Raw genomic sequence first — 19,342 nt, 5'->3', positions numbered from 1 at the left:
ATCTCGGTGCCGCGCGAGAGGAGAGTGGGGTCGTGTCCGTGGCATATCCGGATGCTGTGAACCACGGTGTTCATCGCCGCGGCACTGCTGCTCGACTGGTCAAATTTCACGCCCCCGAGATCGTCTTCGGTATCGGTTCCCTGGTCGAGGCAGCACACGCGACTCTGCGGTTCGGCGGGTTCCGCCCGTTTCTGGTCACCGATCCCGGCTTGATCGACGCGGGATGGGTCAGCGAACTCGAGGACCATCTCACGGAGCAGGGCTTGACCGCGACAGTGTGGTCAGGGCTGACGCCCAACCCCAAGGACTTCGAGATCGCGGCCGGATTCGAGGTGTACCAGGAAGGCGAGTGCGACGTCATCATCGCGCTCGGTGGCGGTTCCGTCATCGACGCGGCAAAAGGTGTAGCCGTCCTCGCTGCCAACGGCGGCAACATACTCGACTACGAGGGTGTCGATCAGGCGACAAAACCGATCCCGCCGTTGGTGATGGTTCCCACCACGTCCGGCACCGGCGCTGACGTGTCGCAGTTCTGCATCGTCACGGACACGACCCGCGGCACCAAGATCACCATCATCGGCCGTGCCCTCGTGCCAGATGTGACGGTCATCGATCCGCGGTTGCTCACGACGATGCCCGAGTGGCTCAATGCAGCAACGGGATTGGACGCACTGACGCACGGAATCGAAGCCTTCGTCTCACTGGCGCACAATCCGTTGACCGATCATCACGCGCTCCGCGCAGTCGGCCTCGTGACGGAGAATCTGGTGAACACGATCCAGGACCCGATGGAGATGGAAGCTCGATCGGTGATGGCGCAGGCGAGTCTCGAGGCCGGTTTGGCGTTCACCAACGCGATACTCGGAGCCGCGCACGCCATGAGCCATCAGGTGGGCGGCATGCTCGACCTGCCGCACGGCGTCATCAACGGAATTCTGTTGCCCCACGTCATCCGATTCAATTCCACGACGGATGCTGCCCCCTTTGTTGCCATCGCTGCGGCGCTGAGCCTTCCTGAACAGCACGGCACCCCGGAGGAAGCAGCGCTGGCGGTGGCCGACCGGGTCGAACGTCTTGCCCGGGAGGTTGGGGTCCCGAAGGGGCTGGGGGAGTTGGGTGTTCGCGAGGAAGACCTCAGTCGACTTGCCAGCTTCGCGTTGCTCGACGCCTGCATGTCCACCAATCCCAGGGAAGCGACGCAGGAGCAGATGGTGGCGTTGTTCCGAGGTGCGTTGTGAAGAGGGACAGTGTGATGCGGTGCAGGGTGATGCGGTGCAGGGTGAAGCGGTGCAGACGATGACCGCGGACCTGTCGCGGCTCACCGGATTACGTTCGGGTAAGAGTTCGTTTTATCCGCAGTACCGCGGCGCTGCCGAGCGTCTCGAACGCGTCGTGCATGCGTTGGAATTGATCTCGCGGGCTTTGGTGCGGACCGTCGAGGGGCCGGAAACCCTCGTTTGCGCGGTCGCGGAAGCCGCCCGTGCTCATCTGAGTGCCAACTGGATAGTCTTCGCCTTGGCCGACGGAACATTGCCCGACGCCGGACCACGGCGATTGGTTCTCGGCCCGGACGCCACCCCTTTTCTGGTGGACAACGTGGAGGGGCCACCCCTTCCGGAGGATGTCGTCGAATGCCTCGACGACATCCGGTGCGGAAGAATCGAATCAAACTCGGTGATCGACGCTCATTACGCGTTTGTGCCGATCGTGCTCGGCGGCGGTGTGGTCGGCGCCTTTGCTGCCTGGACGCCGGCTAACCGGACACTCGATACGACGGACGGAGCCGTGCTCAGCATTCTGGCCAGCCAGACTGCTGTGGCCCTGCAGAACTCGGCGCTCTACCAGCGCGGACAACTACTGCTCGAACGAGCCGAAGACGCATATGCGGAGGCCAATCGCACTGCAGCCGACCTCGCGGTGCGCAACAGCGAATTGGAGTCCACGCAGCGTCAACTCGGAGTGGCTCACCGGCACCAGGTGGTCGACGACGAACGGCACCGGATCGCCCGCGAACTTCACGACAGCGTGACACAGGCTGTGTTGTCGGCCGGCATGCAGATCGAGGTCTGCCGGAGCGACATCCCGGAGGCGGAACGCAGTGAAAGACTGGACTTGGCAAAGGATTTGACCAGGCGGGCGGTCGAGCAGCTTCGCTCGGCGATCTACGCGCTCAATCATTCCTCGGACGCGGACCGGACGTCGCTGCCCGAGATGCTCGAGCAGCTCGGCGTGGTTCACATGCCGGACGAGTTGGCGGTCAGCGTTCGCGTCGGCGGCACCCCGACCGAGCTTCCAGGCGATGCCGAACACGCTCTTCTGCGGATCGCGGGGGAGGCACTGTTCAATGTTGCGGTGCATGCCCATGCGTGTCGAGCGGTCCTGCGGTTGACCTATCGAGCGGATACGGTGCTGCTGTCGGTTTCCGACGACGGTGACGGCGACCCTGCGCGGATGCGTCTGATCCTCAAACTCGCAGCCACCAACGACGTCGACGGCCGTCATCGCGGACTGGCGAACATGCAGACACGAACTCTCGAGTTGGGTGGTGCGCTCGAAGTTCGGCGCGCGCGGATCGGTGGAATTCAGATTCTCGTGCGACTGCCACTACCACTGCCACAGGCACTTCCGCTCCAGGCGGATGTCGACAATCTTTGCTCCACCACTGAAATCGAGAGCGAGGAATCATGACCACTGCGCGTCCCGTCATCACCCGCGGAGCATCGCCGGTTCAGGGATTGGTTCGAATCGTCCTGGTCGACGACCATGCAATTTTGCGGCAAGGGCTCCGCTCGGTTCTCGAGCGCGAAAGCGACCTCGAGATCGTGGGGGAGGCTTCGTCTCTCGCCGAGGCGCTTGCCGTGGTCGACAAGGTGGGCCCGGACATCGTCTTGATGGATCTGAAACTCTCCGCCAGTTCCGACTACGAGGGACTGACCCTTTGTGGCCAGTTGTCTACGGCGCATCCCGGGCTCGGACTGTTGGTTCTCACCACCTTTCTCGACGATCAACTGGTGGTGCGAGCGGTACACGCGGGTGCTCGCGGCTATGTCGTCAAAGACGTCGACACCACCGAATTGGTACGTGCGATCAGGGCGGTCTCGCGGGGTGAGAGTGCGTTCGATTCTCGCAGCGCATCGGCTGTCGTCCGATCGCTCAACGGGCAGTCGTCATCCAAAGAACGATTGACCGATCGTGAACTCGAAGTACTGAGACTGCTCGCAAACGGCTTGTCCAACATCAAGATCGGTGAGCGACTGTTCATCTCGCCGACCACGGTCAAGTTCCACGTCAGCAACATCATGCGCAAACTCGAGGTGAGTCGGCGAGCAGAGGCCGTCTACGCCGCGAGTAAGCAAGGTCTGATCTAGCTCCGCTCGGAGACCGCCCAGGCGCGCAGCGCCTGATGCTGTACGAGGAGCACGCTCGATCGAGTTGTGAGCAGAGTCGACGCGGTCATCTCGGCAGTCAGACCCACTGCGATTCGCAATACCAGGACCTCACGTTGGTCGTCGGTGAGGCGACGTGGGCGTTTGAATTGTCCGTCGATGTTGCGTGACTGCGGAATTGACGCAATCCGTTGCGAGGCCAACTCGTAGGCGAAGTTCTCGATGCGTGTGTCGGCCGAGATCGTTTCGGACATGCGTGTGACGACGTCCAGGGTGCATTGATGGGCGAGATCGTCGGCGAATGTTGCGACAGGCGTCCCGAGAAGCCTGGCGCGATAGTAGAGAACGACGCGAGGGTGCAATCGGGCCAGGAGTTTCGACAGTGCGTGATGATCGCCGGCGAATGCCCCGGCGGCGTTGCGGTTCAAGGAAATCGATTGTTCACAGGTTTCGGGTGAAGCGGTTCGTGCGGAGGGTGGCGTCGGTGAAGTCTTCGCGCCCCTGATCGACAGCTTCATCAACAACTCCTCGGGTACAGCGCACCTCATCATGCTGGAACGAGAATTGAGGTACCCCACCGAAAATGCGGGTAAACCTGAAGTTACCTTCCAGGTGTCCTGTCTTTTCGCTGGGAGCGCCAGTCCGCGAGCATGCGCGGCATTTCCGCGGCCATGAAGTCGAAGAAGTCGCGCAGATCTTCCATACGATCGCCGGCCGTAGTGCCTTCACCGAGGACCCGAATGCCCTCGTCCGCAACTGCCGAGACCTGGTAGAGGGACGATTGTTTCGTGACAAACGCGTCGGCCCACATGTCGACGCTGACGCAGTAGTGCTGACGCCTCGATCCGGGGACGGCCACTCGCTCGATCAATCCGACTTGCTGGAGGTATCTGACTGCTCCGGAAATGGCGGCGGGGCTCACTCCCAATCGGGATCCGAGATCTCCTGGCGTGGACGAGGGTGTCTCGCTGGTCATCAACGCGGCCCACACGCGGGCAGGCATCGGCGGAAAACCCATGTCGCTCAGAACGAGTGAGAGTCGTTCGACAAAATGTCGGCTCTCGTCCGGTGCAACGGTGTGGCTGGTGTCGGTCATCGGAACCCTTCGATCTTTTCTTCTTTTCTATCTTCACACATTTGTGAAATCGGCGTACGGTCAAATTCATGGGTGCGGCAATTTCAGTGAAAAGCCTCGTCAAGACCTTCGGTACCACCCGCGCGCTGGACGGCCTCGACCTCGAAGTCTCAGCGGGTGAAGTGCACGGATTCCTGGGACCGAACGGCTCTGGAAAGTCGACCACTATTCGGGTGCTCCTCGGCCTGCTCCGCTCGGACTCCGGAGACGCAACTGTTCTCGGCGGCGATCCGTGGCGAGACGCTGTTACCTTGCATCGACGTCTCGCTTACGTGCCTGGCGACGTGAATCTGTGGCCCAACCTCACCGGCGGGGAGGCTATCGATCTGTTGGCGGGTCTGCGCGGTGGCTTGGACCGAAAACGCCGCAGCGAGTTGCTCGATCGCTTCGAACTTGACCCGACCAAGAAGGCGCGGACGTACTCGAAAGGTAATCGGCAGAAGGTTGCACTCGTGGCGGCGTTTTCGTCCGACGTCGACCTTTACGTACTCGACGAACCGACATCGGGGCTCGACCCGTTGATGGAAGCGGTGTTTCAGGACTGCGTCGAAGAGGTGGCTCACGCCGGAAAGACGGTCCTGCTGTCGAGCCACATCCTCGCCGAGGCCGAAGCGCTGTGCGATCGCGTGAGCATCATCCGCGACGGGCGGACGGTGGAAGAGGGAACGCTGTCCGAACTCAGGCATCTCACGCGCACGTCCATCTCGGCGGAGACACAGCGCCAGATCGGCGGACTCGACGGACTCGACGGGCTCGGCGGGGTCCACGACGCGGTGATCGACGGTAACCACGTCACCTGCGAAGTCGACAGCGCGCAACTCGGACCACTCATGACGTACTTGGTCGGATTCGGAATCGTGGCGCTCACTTCCACTCCGCCGACACTCGAAGAACTCTTCTTGCGTCATTACGGTGACGAGCGCGCCAGGGAGACTTCGGTCCACCTGCGAGCCGAGACCGGTGTACGGCCATGACCGTTGTTGTCGAGGCCGCTCCACCGGTACCGGCCTCGGCAAGTCAATTCACCGGCACGCGCCGACTGGTCCGGTTGGCTTTGCGACGGGACCGAATTCAGCTTTCCGTGTGGGTCATCTCGATCGTCCTGTTCATGCTGCTGGTTGTCGCCAGTGTGACCGGGCTGTACTCGACCCCCGAGGAGTTACGAAACATCGCAGTCAGTTCTGCGGTATCGCCGGTGGCGCTGGCGACCAACGGAATCGTGTCCGGCGATTCGCAGGGCGCGATAGTCGCCAGTCAGTCGGTGCTCGTGTTCGCGTTGGTGGCGGCATTGATGAGCACCCTTGCGGTGGTTCGTCATACACGACAGAACGAGGAGACCGGCCGTGCCGAGATGATCGGTGCTGCGGTGGTGGGTCGGCGAGCGCTTCTGACGTCCGCACTGATTGTCACGGTCGGTGCAAACCTGGTTCTGACATTGGGAATTGCGCTGGGATCGATCGCCGTCGGTTTGCCGGTGTTTGGTTCGCTCGCGTTGGGTGCCTCGATAGGTGGGGCCGGAATCGCGTTTGCCGGCGTGGCGGCGGTGACTGCGCAGATCACCGACGGTGCTCGTACGGCCAACGGTCTGGCGGGTGCCGCGATCGGTGTTGCCTTCATGCTGCGCGCGATCGGCGACGTGAACAGTACGGTCGTCGACGACGGAACTCGCGTGGTGAGCGGTTGGTTGTCGTGGCTTTCGCCGATCGGATGGGCGCAACAGATCAGACCTTTCGACGACGACGCCTGGTGGATCCTGTTGTTGCTGATCGGATTTGCGGTTGTGCACGTGATGGTGGCGTTTGTTCTCATCAGCCATCGTGATCAGGGAGCGGGGCTCGTACAGCCCCGGCCCGGCCCGCCGACCGCAGCATCGTGGTTGCCGTCGGCTTGGGGCCTGGCGTGGCGCATGCAGCGAATGACGATGTTCTGGTGGATCTTTGCCGTTGTCATTCTCGGGTTCGCCTACGGCGCTGTGGGCAACGAGATCGACGCGATGGTGGGATCGTCGCAGCAAACCGCGGAGATGTTCGAGAAACTCGGTGGCGGCGGTACGGATCTGGTGGATTCGTACTTGGCCACTGCGCTCGGTCTCACCTCGATTGTCATCGCGGCATATTCGGTCCAGAGTCTTCTCCGGATGCGGGGTGAGGAAACATCGGGACGGCTCGAACCGTTGCTGGCAACCTCTTTGTCGCGGTGGAGGTGGATGCTTTCCCACCTGGGTGTGGTTGTGGGTGGGGTGATCCTCGCGCACGTCTTGATGGGTGCCTTCACCGGATTTGCCTTCGGGCTCGTCACGGATGACGTCGGCGGCAACACACTCCGGATGACTGGCGCCGCCTTGGCCTATCTACCCGCGGTGCTTGTAGTCGTGGGGTTGGTGTCGTTGGCTTTCGGACTGTTTCCGACGTACGCGTCGGCGCTCTCCTGGGGAATCTTGGCGGCATGCATCGTGCTCGGGCAACTCGGAACGTTGCTGAAGCTTCCACAGTTAGTGCTGGATCTGTCACCCTTCACCCACGTGCCGGGTGCCCCCGCCGAGCCAGTGACAGTTCTACCGCTGCTGGCAATGATCGTTGTGGCAGTAGTGCTTTCGACAGCATCGCTTGTTGCGTTCCGTCGTCGCGACCTCCAGGGGTAGTAGGGCTGAACTCAATTGGGAGTTCAACCCAGAATTCGACGAAGCTGGCGAGCCCGAGCAGCGAGCCGTCCGGTCGAGTCGAATAGTTCGGATTCGTCAACACAGAGAGTGTCTGTCGCCCAGGCGGTCCCGTGGCGTAGGCGATACCACGGTGACAGTGATTGGGGATCTGCCGTGAGGTGCTCCGGTGTGAAATGCGCGGTGAACTCGATAGTGGGTATAGCCACGGGCATCGTCAGTGTCGCGAACAATCCGGGCGGAAGCGCGTCGAGAAGGACCGCGGCGCGCTCTTGGGCCGTGAAATCGAGGTCTGTGAGCAATCGGATCCAGACGTCGAATTCCGGGGAGTCGCCACCGGCGAACGGCCTCGCGGAATTGATCGGCCGGATGTCGAGGTGCTGGGAGAACGGCACAAAATCCACCGGGATCTCCAGCGGCGGCAGGGTTGACGGGTCGGCCGGAGTCGGTTCGGCGACAGGGGCGGACATCGTTGTGCCTCCTGTGTCGCGGGCTAGCCGAACGAGAGCGGATCCCGAACCGGTCAGCGTGACGTGGCAACTGACGGTCCGCCCGCCCCGCATATCGTCGACAGTCAGCTCGGCCGGCCCCGGAGGGACGGGGCGGTCCAGGTGCGCCGTGACTGCCAGAGGTTCGGCTCCGGACGCGTCGGCAGCCACTCGCAGCATCCGTGCAACGGCGAGTCCGCCCTGAATGCCGTCGAAACTCCGCCAGCTGGAGTCGAATTCGGTGTGATGACACGCTGCGTCGGTCGACGGCGCTATCGTCGCGGACGCCTGACTATTAATTGCCATAGCCAGCACCTTAGGTGCTGACTATGGCTATGGCAAGCTAGGGTCTACTCGGGAGTGCTGGACGACCCACCGAAGAGCATGTAGATGAGGATCTGAAGAATGCCGAGAGGATTGATCTCGCCGAGGCTGCTCATGTGTGAGGAACTCCTGTTTGCGGGGATGGGTACTGTTGCGTCGCAACGTCACTGAAAGTACGGCAATTCAGACAATGCGGTGCGGAATTTACCGATAATTCACTGTCCGCGAGTCGGGCGACAGTGCAGGTAGGCGTCAGTGACTACGTCGAGAACGCGATTGCCGTGTGCGTCGACCAATTTCGCTGTGATGGTGACCAATCCCCGCGCGCGATTGTCGAACACGACGTTGTCGACGGTGACCTTTCCGCTCAGGGTGTCACCGGGGCGAAGTGGACGTAGGAAGCTCACGTCGCGCATGGACTTTCCGGCGATCACGTTCCACTGGTCGTAGAGACTGTCGACCACCAACTTCTGGCAGATCGACAGGGTGTGCAGCCCGCTGGCGATCAACCCGCCGAAGACCCCGGACCCGGCGGCTTCCTTGTCGATGTGAAACCACTGGGGATCCCACTGGGTTGCGAACTCGACGATCTCCTCTTCGGTCACCGAATACGAGCCCAATGGGATCACTTGGCCGATCTCGAGATCTTCGGCGAACACTGTGCGTTGGTGAAGGGCGGCCGAATCGTTCATGTCTGTGTGAATCTCCTGCGTGTTCCGGGTGTACTCGGAACATACTCCACGCAGTGCGTTCGGCTCCTTCGCAAGTCCTTGTCCAGGGTCACTAGAATCGTCACATGGTTGACGACGCGAAGATCGAGCCGAGGGCGCTGGCAGGAACGTGGCACTTCGAGCGCGACATCGTCGACCGCCTTTCCGGTTCCACCAAGCATGTCTTCGGCGAGACCACTATCTCCGACGCCGGTGACGGTCGGATGCGCTGGTACGAGAGTGGCACTCTGCGTGACGGCGATCTGGAATTGCCAGTGTTCCGGACTCTGTTCATTGCAAAGCGCGGCCTCGAATGGGCCGTGACATTCGAAGACGGCAGAGAGTTCCACGACTGGGCGCCGGGGGAGGAAGTCGAGCACCTGTGCGGTGCGGACACCTACCGCGGGCGAATCGACGTCACTGCAGTAGATGGATCGGCTTGGGCGGTCGTCTGGACCGTGACGGGGCCGAGCAAGAACTACACGATGACCACGCATCTCACCCGGCCCTGATCGCAGCGATCACCAGTTATTCGACGCCGATCGTCACCTCGGTGGACTTCACGAATACCGTTGCAGCTTGGCCTGGTTCGAGGTCGAGATCCAGTGCGGCGTCGCGGGTGATCGACGAAGTCACGATCTGGTTGCCGCCGTCCAACTTCACCTTGACCGTTGCCATGACGGTGCCGAGGTTGACCTCGGTGATGGTGCCGGTGAGTTGATTTCGTGTGGACAGTCGCATCTCTGAAACTCCTGTGCTCTGGGGTGGGTGTACTTCGACCATAATCCGATGGTCGCGTATCTACCCAGCGATTCCGCAGGTGCGGACATGCGGGCACCGCAGGTGCGCGAATATTGTCGGGCGGTGGAGGTAGATTCCGGTCATGACTGAACCCGTGAAAGGCCCGGCGTCGTATTTTCGGTCGATCGAGAAGAAATACGGTCGGCCGATCGGTGAGTGGCAAGAGCTGATCAGAAGCTCAGACCTCACCAAGCATATGGAATTGGTGAATTGGTTGAAGTCGGAGCACGGGATGGGGCATGGGCACGCGAATGCACTTGTCGCCCATACGCTGAAAGAAGGCTAGTTCTTTTCAGGCGGCCGATGCATCCAGCACCAACCAGCCGCCGTGATGCTCGAATACTTCGAACGGCACACCGGTCTGCCGGCCGACCGCACGCAGTGACTCGAGATCGAACGTACGGATGTGGCCGTGGCACGCGGTGGCTTCGTCTTCGAAGGGGACGGCTATGACGACCCGTTGACGTGCGATTCGGAGTGCCTGCGCGATCACGGCTTCGCCGACCGAGTCGTCGACGTGCTCGAGGAGATGAATTGCGGTGACGGTGTCGGCGCTGTTGTCCGGTGCCGGTACTTCACCCGCGTCGCAGATCACCGTGTCGATCGTGATGCCGAGTTCGGGGGCTACCGCGTCGAGCAGGATCATCGTTCCGGGCAGGATGTCCGTGGCGGTCACGTCCATTCCGGCGCGCGCGAGCCGCAGGGGCAGGAAACCGAAGCAGGAACCCAGATCGAGTACGGAACCGCGAACCAGTTCTTCGGCTTTGTCGTGAATCGGCGCGAAATCTGCAGTGCCGTCGAGTAGTTCGGCAAGGGAGTTCCGGTAGTAGGTGGTCCAGGATTCGAGAGCGCCGTCCACGGTGGACCGAACCAGTCCGACCATCGTCAACTCGAATTCGTCCTGACCGAACTCCGCGTCCTGGATCGACGAGGTGACTCCGGCTACGAGTCGCTCGCTCAGATCGGCGGGAGTGAGGGAGTGCCTGACGTGGAGTCGGCCGCCTCGACGATCGAGCGAGATCGGACCGGAATCGACACGTTCGACGGTGACATGCCCCAACGACCACAAGCCCGGCGTCGACGGTGCCAGTGAATCCAGGACCGGTTCGTTCGTGATGGTGGACATGATCGCCTTTCTCAGGTGGTGATGCTTCTCAGGTGGTGATGCCGGTCCGCAAGGACTGCGTGCCTGTTTTCAAGAGTTCCGGTAGCTCGAGTGAATCGTCGGTGAGCCACTGTTCGTACGCCGACATGGCGACCCCGAGCAGAAGATAGCCGACCGTGCGTGGGCCGTGATCGGTCGGCTCGAGATTCATTCGGCGTGCGACGTAGTCGGCGACCACCTGCCGCCAACCTTCGTACATCACCACAGAGTATGCCTGAAGCGTCGGAACTTCGAGGATCAATTCCATTCGTTTGCGATGTACCGCAGTCTCTTCCGGTGGGAAGGTGTTGAACGTCAACAATGCGGATTCGAGTGCGTCGACCAACGGTATGTCAGCGGGCAGTGAATCCAGGTGCTCGCGCATCTCGTCGAGATGTCCGTCGAAGTCGCCCCAGGGGACGGCGTTCTTGGACGGAAAGTAGCGAAAGAAAGTCCGACGCGCGATGCCGGCGGCGTCGGCTATCTGGTCGACGCTCACCTCGTTGAAGCCGACGGTGGAGAACAGTTCGATGCCGATCGTGCTGATTCCCTCCCTCGTTGTGGAGGGGCGACGACCTATCCGAGCGGACGGTTTCTTGCGGCTACGCATACTTTTTTCGCTCCATGTGTGTCATTCTGCACTCGATGCCATTACAGTGGTGAACCGAGTCACAGTGAAGTCCCACTAGTGACCACCAACTCCCAGGTTGGAAGTCTGATCTACAGACTTCCAGACGGAGTGCGACCGCAGGAGGAATCCATGTCAGATCGTGACAACAAGGCGCTCGAGAACGACCTCGTCGAGGAGTCCCTCGTTGAGGAAGTTTCCATCGACGGCATGTGCGGCGTGTACTGACCGTGTCTGCTTTGGATCTCGATGCGGGGTGGAAACTCCACCCGCAGGTAGCGCTTCGCCCCGAACCTTTCGGGGCGTTGCTCTACCACTTCGGAACGCGCAAGCTGTCGTTCCTGAAGAACACGACCATCGTTGCGGTGGTCAAGGCGTTGCCAGACCATCCTGATGTCAGGTCCGCACTACGTGCGCAAGGCATCGAAGATGACGCGGCTCCCCAATATGCCCGCGCGCTGAGCACTCTCGCCGATTCGCACATGATCGTGCCTGTCTGAGCCAGACGCTCGCCCCCACGTGCGGAACAGCCCTTCTGCACGTTCGCCCGCTTCATTTCTTCGCGAGGACGCAGCCATGACCTCAGTTCTTGAACAGCCCTCTCCGCCCGCCAAGGTGGGTCGCCTCGTCGATCAGTTCGAACTCGGACTCGACGCCCCCATCTGCCTGACGTGGGAACTCACCTACGCCTGCAACCTGTCCTGCGTGCACTGCCTTTCGTCGTCGGGTCGCCGTGACCCCAACGAGCTGAGCACCGAACAGTGCAAGTCCATCATCGACGAGCTGCAACGTATGCAGGTCTTCTACGTCAACATCGGTGGCGGCGAGCCGACGGTACGCTCCGACTTCTGGGAGCTCGTCGATTACGCAACGGACCACCAGGTTGGCGTGAAGTTCTCCACCAACGGCGTGAAGATCGACAAGAAGGTCGCGGCACGGCTTGCGGCCAGTGACTACGTCGACGTGCAGATTTCCATCGACGGTGCCACCGCTGAGGTCAATGACGCTGTGCGCGGGCCTGGTTCGTTCGCAATGGCCGAGCGGGCTCTCGCGAACCTGAAGGAAGCCGGCTTCAAGGACGCCAAGATTTCGGTGGTCGTCACGCGGCACAACGTCAGTCAGCTCGACGAGTTCAAGGCTCTCGCGGACAAGTACGACGCGACCCTGCGCATCACTCGACTGCGCCCTTCGGGCCGCGGCGCCGACGTGTGGGACGACCTGCACCCACGCCCCGAGCAGCAGCGTGAGCTCTACAACTGGTTGGTGGCCAACGGCGAAGGCGTCCTGACGGGCGACTCGTTCTTCCACCTCTCCGCGTTCGGCGATGCACTGCCCGGTCTCAATCTCTGTGGCGCGGGCCGCGTCGTGTGCCTGATCGACCCGGTCGGTGACGTCTACGCATGCCCGTTCGCGATTCACGAGCAGTTCCTCGCCGGAAACATCGTGAAAGACGGTGGATTCCAGGAAGTCTGGCAGCACTCGGACCTGTTCGAGGAGCTGCGCTCGCCGCAGACCGGTGGCGCCTGCAGCAAGTGCAATCACTACGACTCCTGCCGGGGTGGCTGCATGGCAGCCAAGTTCTTCACCGGACTGCCGATGGACGGACCTGACCCCGAATGCGTCATCGGTAACGGTGAAATGGCATTGGCGTCGGCGGGAGAGGTCCCTAAGTCCAGCGTCGACCACTCCCGTTCCGGTCAACGTAAGACCCCACGTGCATCGGTGCCACTGACACTGATGATGCGTCCGCCCGCCAAGATTTGTGACGAAAACCCGCTTGCGGGAATGCAGTAACTACTGCGCGATACCGACAGTGCGGCGAAAGCTGCACCCCAGAGAGGTCAGTTCAATGGCTAAGAATGCTTTCTTCGAGACGGTGGCAGAAGCACAGCGCCGTGCGAAGAAGAGGTTGCCCAAGTCCGTGTACGCGGCGTTGGTGGCAGGATCCGAGAAAGGGCTGACGGTCGACGACAACGTCGCGGCATTCAGCGAACTGGGTTTCGCTCCTCACGCTGCGGGACTGTCGGACAAGCGCGAGATGTCCACCACCATTATGGGCCAGGACATTTCGTTGCCCGTCATGATTTCACCGACAGGTGTGCAGGCAGTGCACCCCGACGGTGAGGTAGCGGTAGCTCGTGCGGCTGCAGCACGGGGAACAGCCATCGGACTGAGTTCTTTCGCCAGCAAGTCCATCGAAGAAGTTGCCGCGGCCAACCCGCAGGTCTTCTTCCAGATGTATTGGGTCGGCAGCCGCGACGTGCTCCTGCAGCGTATGGAGCGCGCTCGCGCTGCCGGTGCCAAGGGCCTGATCATCACCACCGACTGGTCCTTCTCGTACGGTCGCGACTGGGGCAGCCCGTCCATCCCCGAAAAGATGGACCTCAAGGCGATGTTCCAGTTCGCTCCCGAGGGCATCATGCGCCCGAAGTGGTTGCTGGAGTTCGCCAAGACCGGCAAGATCCCCGACCTGACAACACCCAACCTCGCGGCTCCCGGCCAGCCGGCACCGACGTTCTTCGGCGCGTACGGCGAGTGGATGCAGACCCCGCTTCCGACTTGGGAAGACATCGCCTGGCTTCGTGAGCAGTGGGGTGGACCGTTCATGCTCAAGGGCATCATGCGCATCGACGACGCCAAGCGAGCTGTCGACGCCGGTGTCTCCGCTATCTCGGTCTCCAACCACGGTGGTAACAACCTCGACGGCACCCCGGCGCCGATCCGCGTGCTCCCGGGCATTGCCGAGGCCGTGGGCGATCAGGTGGAAGTTGTTCTCGACGGCGGCATTCGACGCGGCGGCGACGTCGTCAAGGCGCTAGCACTCGGAGCCAAGGCCGTCATGCTCGGGCGCGCCTACCTGTGGGGTCTCTCGGCAAACGGCCAGGCCGGTGTCGAGAACGTGCTCGACCTGATGCGGATGGGCATCGACTCGGGGCTGATGGGCCTTGGCCACTCGTCCATCACCGAACTGAGCCCGGCAGACCTGGTGATCCCGGAAGGCTTCACGCGCTCACTGGGCGCCAGCTGAGATTGCGGTTCCGATAGAGCTGTGAGTTGACACTCGACGAACACACAACCCTGGCCGGACGCTTCGTCCGGTCCAGGGTTGTTTTCGGTCCGCATGAGACCAATCTTGCTGTGGGGAGATCGCTTTCCGATCGGCACCGTGCGTACTACCAGCGCCGCGCCGAGGGCGGAGCCGGGATCGTCGTCACCGAAGTGGCCTCGGTATTGGAGAACGACTGGCCGTACGAGCGTGCACCGCTGGCGTCGGAATGCGGCCCGGGGTGGCAGTCGATCGCGGCTGCATGTGCTCCGTACGGAACGCTGGTTCTTGCCGGGCTCGGTCATACCGGCATGCAGGGATCGAGCGCCTACTCCCAGTCGGTGCTGTGGGGACCGTCAAGAGTGGCCGACCCGGTGACGCGTGAGTTGCCGATGGCAATGGGGCAGCCGGAAATCGACCAGTTGATGGCCGGCTTTCGTGAAGCGTCGGCAATGGCCATCGCTTCGGGAATGGACGGAGTGGAACTCGATGCCGGTCCTCGAAGCATTCTGCGGCAGTTCCTTTCGGGTCTGACCAACACTCGGCAAGACCGATACGGCACTGATCGCGTTGCCCTTGTTCGCGAGATCATCTCGGCAGTGCGCGAGGAAGTCGGGTCGGACCACGTTGTCTCCCTGCGGTTGTCCTGCGACGAGGAAGCGCCATGGGCGGGACTGACACCCGATCTCGCCGCCGGTTTTGCACGCGATCTGTCGCCACTACTCGATCTCCTTGTCGTCGTTCGTGGCGGACTCTATTCGTCAGAGGGGTACCGACCCGACTTTCACTGCCCGCCGAACTTCAACCTCGATCTGTGCCGTGAGATCAAGGCCGCGGTCTCGATTCCGGTTGTCGTGCAGGGGAGCGTCGTGGACATCGCCGACGCTCGTGCAGCGCTGGAAGTGGCCGAGTTCGTCGAGATGACCAGGGCCCAGATCGCGGACCCGGACCTGGTCGTGAAGGCCGCGCGCGGTGATCGTCCACGGCCGTGTGTGCTCTGCAATCAGACGTGCCTCGTGCGTGATCCTCGCAACCCGGTCGTGACGTGCGTGGGGAATCCGAGCGCGGGTTTCGAGACGGTGGACCCCGATGAGCGAGAGCAGATTTCGACACCGGGAGCCGTGCTGGTCGTGGGGGGTGGCCCCGCCGGGATGGAGGCCGCGCGGATCTCGGCGGTGGCGGGCCACTCGGTCACACTCGTCGAGAGTTCATCGCAGTTCGGCGGCATGATCCGAACTTTTGCGCGAGGTGACGGCCGCAGCCGGTTCACACTCCTCGCGCAGTGGCTCGAGGACGAATGCCGTCGTGGCGGCGTGACGATGCGGACCGGGGCGGCGGTCGACGCGCAGGACCTGAGTGATGCACGTAGTCGGGGCGAGCTGGTTGTGGTTGCCACCGGTAGTGCTGCGCGGCCGCCGACGTATCCGGTCGACGACTCGGTTCGGTGGTTGGATGCGTCGGAAGCCTTCGGGAAGTTGACCACCGTGGGGCCGGGTCCGGTCGCGCTGATCGATCCGCTCGGTGGACCGATCGCGGTGGCGCTCGCAGAAGCACTCGCGGTCCAGGGCGTCTCCGTCTCGATTGTGACCCCGGACAGCATCGTCGGTTCGAGGCTCGGTGCGAGTGGGGATCTGGTCGGCGCCAACACGCGCATCCAGCAGGCCGGGGTCACCAGGGTGCTCGCGTCCCGTGTCATCGAAATCGCCTCAGGGGCCGTCTGCGTCGAGCACGTTCATACCGGCGAGCGGTCACAGCTCGAGTGTGAAGTGGTGATCGACTGCTCGCCCCGTCTGCCGAACGAAACGCTGAAGGAAGCGGCCGACATCCAGGTGGGTGACTCGGTTGCCCCGAGAACTGTTCTCGAATCCATCCGCGAAGGGCGCTTTGCAGGGTTTACTACTAGAACGAGTTTCAATTCTGCAGAGAGGGCTATCTCATGACACAGGGTTCAGTTCGTTCGCTCGAAGGTCGCGTTGCTTTCATCACCGGCGCAGCGCGCGGTCAAGGACGTGCGCACGCGGTCAAGATGGCGCGCGAGGGAGCAGCGATCAYCGCAGTCGACGTGTGCGCGTCGGTGGCGTCGGACAATTCTTACGACGCAGCAACTTCCGAGGATTTTGCCGAGACGATACGTCTGGTCGAAGCGGAGGGTGGGAAGATCCTCGCTCGCGAGGTAGATGTCCGTGACGGCGCAGCGCTCACCGCGGTGGTCAAGGATGGTGTCGAGCAGTTCGGACGCCTCGACATCGTGGTCGCCAATGCCGGGGTCTGCAACTGGAATCGATTCTGGGAAATGTCGGACGAGCAGTGGGAAACCCTGATCGACATCAACCTGACCGGAGTCTGGAAAACCCTCAAGGCATCGGTGCCGGCGATCATCGAAGGTGGGCGCGGTGGATCGATCATCGTGGTCAGTTCGGTGGCCGGACTCAAGGCGCTGCCCGGACAGGCGCACTACGCGAGCGCCAAGTTCGGTCTCGTCGGTCTGACGCAGGCCGCGGCAAAGGAACTGGGGGAGTACAAGATCAGGGTCAACTCGATCCACCCTTACGGAGTAAATACGCCGATGGGGGTCGACCAGGGCGCGCTCGAGGTATTTGCAAAGTTTCCGCAGTACCTTCCCAACTTCACTCCGATCCTCTCGGACATCGCGTTCGCCGAACCCGACGAGATCGCCGATACCGTTCTGTGGCTCGCGGGTGACGGTTCACGCACCGTCACGGCAAGTCATATCGCTCTCGATCAGGGAAACTCCAAGGTCTGATGACGCCGTACCCGCGCCTCTTCGCGCCACTGCGCCTGGGCAACCTGACACTCCGCAATCGGGTCGTGTTCTCCGCACACCTGACCAATTACGCGGAGAACGGGTTGCCGACGGAGCAGCACGCGAGCTACTACGAGGCGCGGGCACGGGGCGGTGCGGGTCTGATCATCACCGAGGAACACTCGACGCATCCTTCGGATCGACCGTACGAGAAGATGATTGCGGGCTATCGGCCGGAAGCGATCGAGGGATACCGGCGGATCACCGACGCCGTTCATGCACATGGTTCGTCGATTCTCGCGCAGATCAACCACAATGGGGGTCAGGGCGCTGGAACCTATTCGCGATCGCCGCTGTTGGCGCCGAGCGCCGTTGCGGATCCGTTGTTCCGCGAGGTGCCCAAAGCTGTCGACGACGCGGACATCGCCGAGATTCTCGCAGGGTTCGCCCTTGTTACGCGCAACTGCGTCGCCGGTGGCTTCGACGGGGTGGAATTGCAGGCGTCGCAGTCGTCCGTCGTGCGCGCGTTTCTGGCACCCTCGACCAACCTGCGCACCGATCGCTACGGCGGGGGCGTGGCAAATCGTGCTCGTTTCCTTCTCGAAGTGCTCGGGGTACTGCGTAAGGCCATCGGCCCGGATCGTGTGCTCGGTGTGCGCCTGAGTGGATACGAAGGAACGCGGGGTGGCATCGAACTGTCCGACGCGGTAACCACCGCCCAACTGATCGAAGCTGACGGTCACGTCGACTACATCAACACCACCGTCGGAATGGCCACGGAAACACTGCATCTGGTCGAAGCATCGATGGCTGTACCCACCGGCTACGCCAACTTCGTCCCGTCTGCGATCAGGGAGGTCATCGATCTTCCAGTCGTCGGAGTCGGCCGTTTCAAGACGCCGGAGCAAGCCGAAGCTGCACTCGAGGACGGTGTATGCGATCTGGTGGGCGTAGTTCGCGGGCAGATCGCCGATCCGGATTTCGTGAACAAGGCGCGTGCCGGTCAATCGTCACAGGTGCGAACCTGCCTGTCCTGCAACCAGGAATGCGTCGGGCGGATGGGTCTGGGGCGTTGGTTGGGGTGCACCGAAAATCCGCGCGCCGGTCGGGAATCGGTCCCACTGCCGATGCCGCGGCGACGGGGCCGCACGGTGATGGTAGTTGGCGGCGGCCCGGCCGGCCTGCAAGCTGCGGCCACCGCGGCCCAGCGAGGTCATGCGGTGACGCTGTTCGAGCGTGAACGAAGACTTGGCGGACAGATTCTTACCGCCTCGGTGGTATCGGTTCGCCGTGAGCTCGCCGACCTCGCGCGAAATCTCGAATCGGAGTGTCGCCGAAGCGGTGTGACGATCGAGCTGGGTGTTGGAGCTGACCTTGCGATTGTGGAGGAAAGGGCGCCCGACGTGGTAGTGATCGCAACCGGCGCGCGGCCCGTGCGCCCAACGTGGGCGGGTGGATCAGAGCGTGTCGTAAGTGTTCGAGACGTTCTCGACGGCAGGGTTCTGCCGAGCGGAACGGTGCTCGTATACGACGAGTTGGGATTCCATCAAGGTACGTCGGTGGCTGAATTCCTGGCTGATCGAGGTTGCGCTGTCACGATCGCGACCAACGGCATGGTGGTTGCCCAAGATCTGAGCATCACCCTGGATTTCGAGGGGTGGAACCGCCGGGCGTTCGAGAAGTCGATCGTGCAACGGACGGATCTGATGGTGACTTCGGTGAGCACTGCAGCCTCGCCGCTGGTGAGCTTGGTTCACCTTCCGACGGGTGTGGTCGAGAAAGTCGCGGTCGACTGGGTGGTCTTCGCGACACAGCAGGAACCTGTCGACGAGTTGTGGAACTCCTTGCGGGGAAGTTCTTTCGAGATATTTCGCATCGGTGACGCCTTGTCTCCGAGACGTTCGCACGCAGCGGTCATCGAGGGGCATCGGGCTGCGTTGGCGATATAAGTCGTCCGTTTTGTCTCTGGTTCTCGAAAGTATGTTCGATTAAACTTTCGGTATGAACAGTCGGGAAGCGTGGCAACTGGATGGCGAGGGCCTCAAGAGTGAGGTTCTCGATCTGGTGCACGCCCGGCACGAGTTGCAATCGCGGATGGTGTTGCTGATCGTGGAAATGTTTTCCCGTGAGGTTCTCGGGGGGAAGGGTTTTCGGGCGATCGCGCAGTGGTTGCACGGTTCGACGAATCTGGAGATCGGTGAGTGCGGTCTGCTGGTCGGGTTGGCGCGGTTGTTGATGCTCGAACCCGTTGTGGGCG

Annotated in this window: 21 protein-coding genes and 1 pseudogene; 15 read left to right on the top strand and 7 right to left on the bottom strand. The window is 62.1% G+C overall.

Annotation, left to right across the window (positions count from 1 at the left end; all coding sequences use genetic code 11):
* Positions 1–32: 32 nt before the first annotated feature.
* The 3 genes from AC1DWA_RS24045 to AC1DWA_RS24035 are packed head-to-tail and all read left to right on the top strand — an operon-like array spanning position 33 to position 3,368.
* The gene (locus AC1DWA_RS24045) at positions 33–1,238 is read left to right on the top strand and encodes an iron-containing alcohol dehydrogenase (protein WP_080910022.1); all 1,206 of its coding nucleotides are present in this window, start codon (positions 33–35) and stop codon (positions 1,236–1,238) included.
* Positions 1,239–1,296: 58 nt separating this feature from the next.
* On the top strand, positions 1,297–2,688 hold the full coding sequence (locus AC1DWA_RS24040; RefSeq protein WP_041815730.1) for a MadS family sensor histidine kinase: 1,392 nt from the start codon (positions 1,297–1,299) through the stop codon (positions 2,686–2,688).
* Positions 2,685–3,368, top strand: a complete 684-nt coding sequence (locus AC1DWA_RS24035) for a MadR family response regulator transcription factor (RefSeq protein WP_019744264.1) — start codon at positions 2,685–2,687, stop codon at positions 3,366–3,368. Before AC1DWA_RS24040 ends, AC1DWA_RS24035 begins: the two co-directional genes overlap by 4 nt.
* Here the strand turns inward: AC1DWA_RS24035 and AC1DWA_RS24030 are convergent.
* On the bottom strand, positions 3,365–3,904 hold the full coding sequence (locus AC1DWA_RS24030; RefSeq protein ID WP_029536730.1) for an RNA polymerase subunit sigma: 540 nt from the start codon (positions 3,902–3,904) through the stop codon (positions 3,365–3,367). The genes AC1DWA_RS24035 and AC1DWA_RS24030 overlap by 4 nt on opposite strands.
* An 83-nt stretch (positions 3,905–3,987) precedes the next feature.
* Positions 3,988–4,482 carry a GbsR/MarR family transcriptional regulator gene (locus AC1DWA_RS24025; protein WP_019744262.1) on the bottom strand — a complete coding sequence of 165 codons (495 nt, stop codon included), beginning with the start codon at positions 4,480–4,482 and terminating at the stop codon, positions 3,988–3,990.
* Between the two features lie 68 nt (positions 4,483–4,550).
* Between AC1DWA_RS24025 and AC1DWA_RS24020 the strand changes: the two genes are divergently transcribed.
* Together AC1DWA_RS24020 and AC1DWA_RS24015 are read left to right on the top strand one after the other, a co-directional pair.
* On the top strand, positions 4,551–5,495 hold the full coding sequence (locus AC1DWA_RS24020; protein WP_477847403.1) for an ABC transporter ATP-binding protein: 945 nt from the start codon (positions 4,551–4,553) through the stop codon (positions 5,493–5,495).
* A complete protein-coding gene (locus AC1DWA_RS24015; RefSeq protein WP_477847405.1) occupies positions 5,492–7,162 on the top strand; it encodes an ABC transporter permease in 1,671 nt (556 codons plus the stop codon). Before AC1DWA_RS24020 ends, AC1DWA_RS24015 begins: the two co-directional genes overlap by 4 nt.
* A 23-nt stretch (positions 7,163–7,185) precedes the next feature.
* Here the strand turns inward: AC1DWA_RS24015 and AC1DWA_RS24010 are convergent, their stop codons facing one another.
* Both AC1DWA_RS24010 and AC1DWA_RS24005 read right to left on the bottom strand, forming a co-directional pair.
* Positions 7,186–7,974, bottom strand: coding sequence for a thioesterase family protein (locus AC1DWA_RS24010; RefSeq protein WP_416315071.1), 789 nt, complete (start codon positions 7,972–7,974; stop codon positions 7,186–7,188).
* A gap of 233 nt (positions 7,975–8,207) precedes the next feature.
* Positions 8,208–8,684, bottom strand: a complete 477-nt coding sequence (locus AC1DWA_RS24005) for a MaoC/PaaZ C-terminal domain-containing protein (protein ID WP_060939043.1) — start codon at positions 8,682–8,684, stop codon at positions 8,208–8,210.
* A 104-nt stretch (positions 8,685–8,788) separates the two neighbouring features.
* On the opposite strand from AC1DWA_RS24005, the gene AC1DWA_RS24000 reads away from it, so the two are divergent.
* Complete coding sequence (locus AC1DWA_RS24000) at positions 8,789–9,214, top strand: DUF6314 family protein (RefSeq protein ID WP_019744256.1); 426 nt, start codon at positions 8,789–8,791, stop codon at positions 9,212–9,214.
* A gap of 16 nt (positions 9,215–9,230) precedes the next feature.
* On the opposite strand, the gene AC1DWA_RS23995 is transcribed toward AC1DWA_RS24000, so the two are convergent.
* Positions 9,231–9,443 (bottom strand): TOBE domain-containing protein, encoded by a 213-nt coding sequence (locus AC1DWA_RS23995; RefSeq protein ID WP_003942061.1) that lies wholly within the window; start codon positions 9,441–9,443, stop codon positions 9,231–9,233.
* A 142-nt stretch (positions 9,444–9,585) separates the two neighbouring features.
* Here AC1DWA_RS23995 and AC1DWA_RS23990 point away from each other — a divergent pair, with 142 nt between their 5' ends.
* Positions 9,586–9,789, top strand: a complete 204-nt coding sequence (locus AC1DWA_RS23990) for a DUF4287 domain-containing protein (protein WP_477847408.1) — start codon at positions 9,586–9,588, stop codon at positions 9,787–9,789.
* Between the two features lie 6 nt (positions 9,790–9,795).
* On the opposite strand, the gene mftM is transcribed toward AC1DWA_RS23990, so the two are convergent.
* Positions 9,796–10,629, bottom strand: coding sequence for a mycofactocin oligosaccharide methyltransferase MftM (gene mftM / locus AC1DWA_RS23985; protein WP_141487538.1), 834 nt, complete (start codon positions 10,627–10,629; stop codon positions 9,796–9,798).
* Between the two features lie 28 nt (positions 10,630–10,657).
* Complete coding sequence (gene mftR / locus AC1DWA_RS23980) at positions 10,658–11,257, bottom strand: mycofactocin system transcriptional regulator (RefSeq protein ID WP_019744253.1); 600 nt, start codon at positions 11,255–11,257, stop codon at positions 10,658–10,660.
* Positions 11,258–11,407: 150 nt separating this feature from the next.
* Here mftR and mftA point away from each other — a divergent pair, with 150 nt between their 5' ends.
* From mftA to AC1DWA_RS23940, 8 genes and pseudogenes are all read left to right on the top strand, one after another.
* A complete protein-coding gene (gene mftA / locus AC1DWA_RS23975) occupies positions 11,408–11,503 on the top strand; it encodes a mycofactocin precursor MftA (protein ID WP_063836238.1) in 96 nt (31 codons plus the stop codon).
* Positions 11,488–11,775, top strand: a complete 288-nt coding sequence (gene mftB, locus AC1DWA_RS23970; protein ID WP_007728309.1) for a mycofactocin biosynthesis chaperone MftB — start codon at positions 11,488–11,490, stop codon at positions 11,773–11,775. The genes mftA and mftB overlap by 16 nt, the downstream gene beginning before the upstream one ends.
* A gap of 76 nt (positions 11,776–11,851) precedes the next feature.
* Positions 11,852–13,069, top strand: coding sequence for a mycofactocin radical SAM maturase (mftC, locus tag AC1DWA_RS23965; protein ID WP_003942089.1), 1,218 nt, complete (start codon positions 11,852–11,854; stop codon positions 13,067–13,069).
* A gap of 55 nt (positions 13,070–13,124) precedes the next feature.
* Positions 13,125–14,303 (top strand): pre-mycofactocin synthase MftD, encoded by a 1,179-nt coding sequence (mftD, locus tag AC1DWA_RS23960; protein WP_020906858.1) that lies wholly within the window; start codon positions 13,125–13,127, stop codon positions 14,301–14,303.
* A gap of 26 nt (positions 14,304–14,329) precedes the next feature.
* A complete protein-coding gene (locus AC1DWA_RS23955; RefSeq protein ID WP_477847413.1) occupies positions 14,330–16,261 on the top strand; it encodes a mycofactocin system FadH/OYE family oxidoreductase 1 in 1,932 nt (643 codons plus the stop codon).
* Positions 16,258–17,085, top strand: a complete 828-nt coding sequence (locus AC1DWA_RS23950) for a mycofactocin-coupled SDR family oxidoreductase (RefSeq protein ID WP_477917129.1) — start codon at positions 16,258–16,260, stop codon at positions 17,083–17,085. The genes AC1DWA_RS23955 and AC1DWA_RS23950 overlap by 4 nt, the downstream gene beginning before the upstream one ends.
* Positions 17,085–19,034 (top strand): mycofactocin system FadH/OYE family oxidoreductase 2, encoded by a 1,950-nt coding sequence (locus AC1DWA_RS23945; RefSeq protein ID WP_477847416.1) that lies wholly within the window; start codon positions 17,085–17,087, stop codon positions 19,032–19,034. The genes AC1DWA_RS23950 and AC1DWA_RS23945 overlap by 1 nt, the downstream gene beginning before the upstream one ends.
* 52 nt (positions 19,035–19,086) lie before the next feature.
* Positions 19,087–19,342 (top strand): annotated as a pseudogene (locus tag AC1DWA_RS23940) (HNH endonuclease signature motif containing protein); the annotation flags it as partial.

It is taken from the genome of Rhodococcus sp. P4_F3_2 (assembly GCF_056401335.1).
The sequence above is the reverse complement of the archived record's forward strand: the minus strand, read 5'-3'. Positions and strand labels throughout refer to the sequence as shown.

Bases quoted from the DNA above. Each gene is read 5' to 3' on its own strand.
- AC1DWA_RS24040 (WP_041815730.1), top strand. From the start codon at position 1,297: ATGACCGCGGACCTGTCGCGGCTCACCGGATTACGTTCGGGTAAGAGT.
- AC1DWA_RS23995 (WP_003942061.1), bottom strand. From the start codon at position 9,443: ATGCGACTGTCCACACGAAATCAACTCACCGGCACCATCACCGAGGTC.
- AC1DWA_RS23945 (WP_477847416.1), top strand. From the start codon at position 17,085: ATGACGCCGTACCCGCGCCTCTTCGCGCCACTGCGCCTGGGCAACCTG.
- AC1DWA_RS24015 (WP_477847405.1), top strand. From the start codon at position 5,492: ATGACCGTTGTTGTCGAGGCCGCTCCACCGGTACCGGCCTCGGCAAGT.
- mftC (WP_003942089.1), top strand. From the start codon at position 11,852: ATGACCTCAGTTCTTGAACAGCCCTCTCCGCCCGCCAAGGTGGGTCGC.
- AC1DWA_RS24035 (WP_019744264.1), top strand. From the start codon at position 2,685: ATGACCACTGCGCGTCCCGTCATCACCCGCGGAGCATCGCCGGTTCAG.
- mftD (WP_020906858.1), top strand. From the start codon at position 13,125: ATGGCTAAGAATGCTTTCTTCGAGACGGTGGCAGAAGCACAGCGCCGT.
- AC1DWA_RS24005 (WP_060939043.1), bottom strand. From the start codon at position 8,684: ATGAACGATTCGGCCGCCCTTCACCAACGCACAGTGTTCGCCGAAGAT.
- AC1DWA_RS24020 (WP_477847403.1), top strand. From the start codon at position 4,551: ATGGGTGCGGCAATTTCAGTGAAAAGCCTCGTCAAGACCTTCGGTACC.
- mftA (WP_063836238.1), top strand. From the start codon at position 11,408: ATGTCAGATCGTGACAACAAGGCGCTCGAGAACGACCTCGTCGAGGAG.
- AC1DWA_RS24000 (WP_019744256.1), top strand. From the start codon at position 8,789: ATGGTTGACGACGCGAAGATCGAGCCGAGGGCGCTGGCAGGAACGTGG.
- AC1DWA_RS23990 (WP_477847408.1), top strand. From the start codon at position 9,586: ATGACTGAACCCGTGAAAGGCCCGGCGTCGTATTTTCGGTCGATCGAG.
- AC1DWA_RS24025 (WP_019744262.1), bottom strand. From the start codon at position 4,482: ATGACCGACACCAGCCACACCGTTGCACCGGACGAGAGCCGACATTTT.
- mftR (WP_019744253.1), bottom strand. From the start codon at position 11,257: ATGCGTAGCCGCAAGAAACCGTCCGCTCGGATAGGTCGTCGCCCCTCC.
- mftM (WP_141487538.1), bottom strand. From the start codon at position 10,629: ATGTCCACCATCACGAACGAACCGGTCCTGGATTCACTGGCACCGTCG.
- AC1DWA_RS24010 (WP_416315071.1), bottom strand. From the start codon at position 7,974: ATGGCAATTAATAGTCAGGCGTCCGCGACGATAGCGCCGTCGACCGAC.
- AC1DWA_RS24030 (WP_029536730.1), bottom strand. From the start codon at position 3,904: ATGAAGCTGTCGATCAGGGGCGCGAAGACTTCACCGACGCCACCCTCC.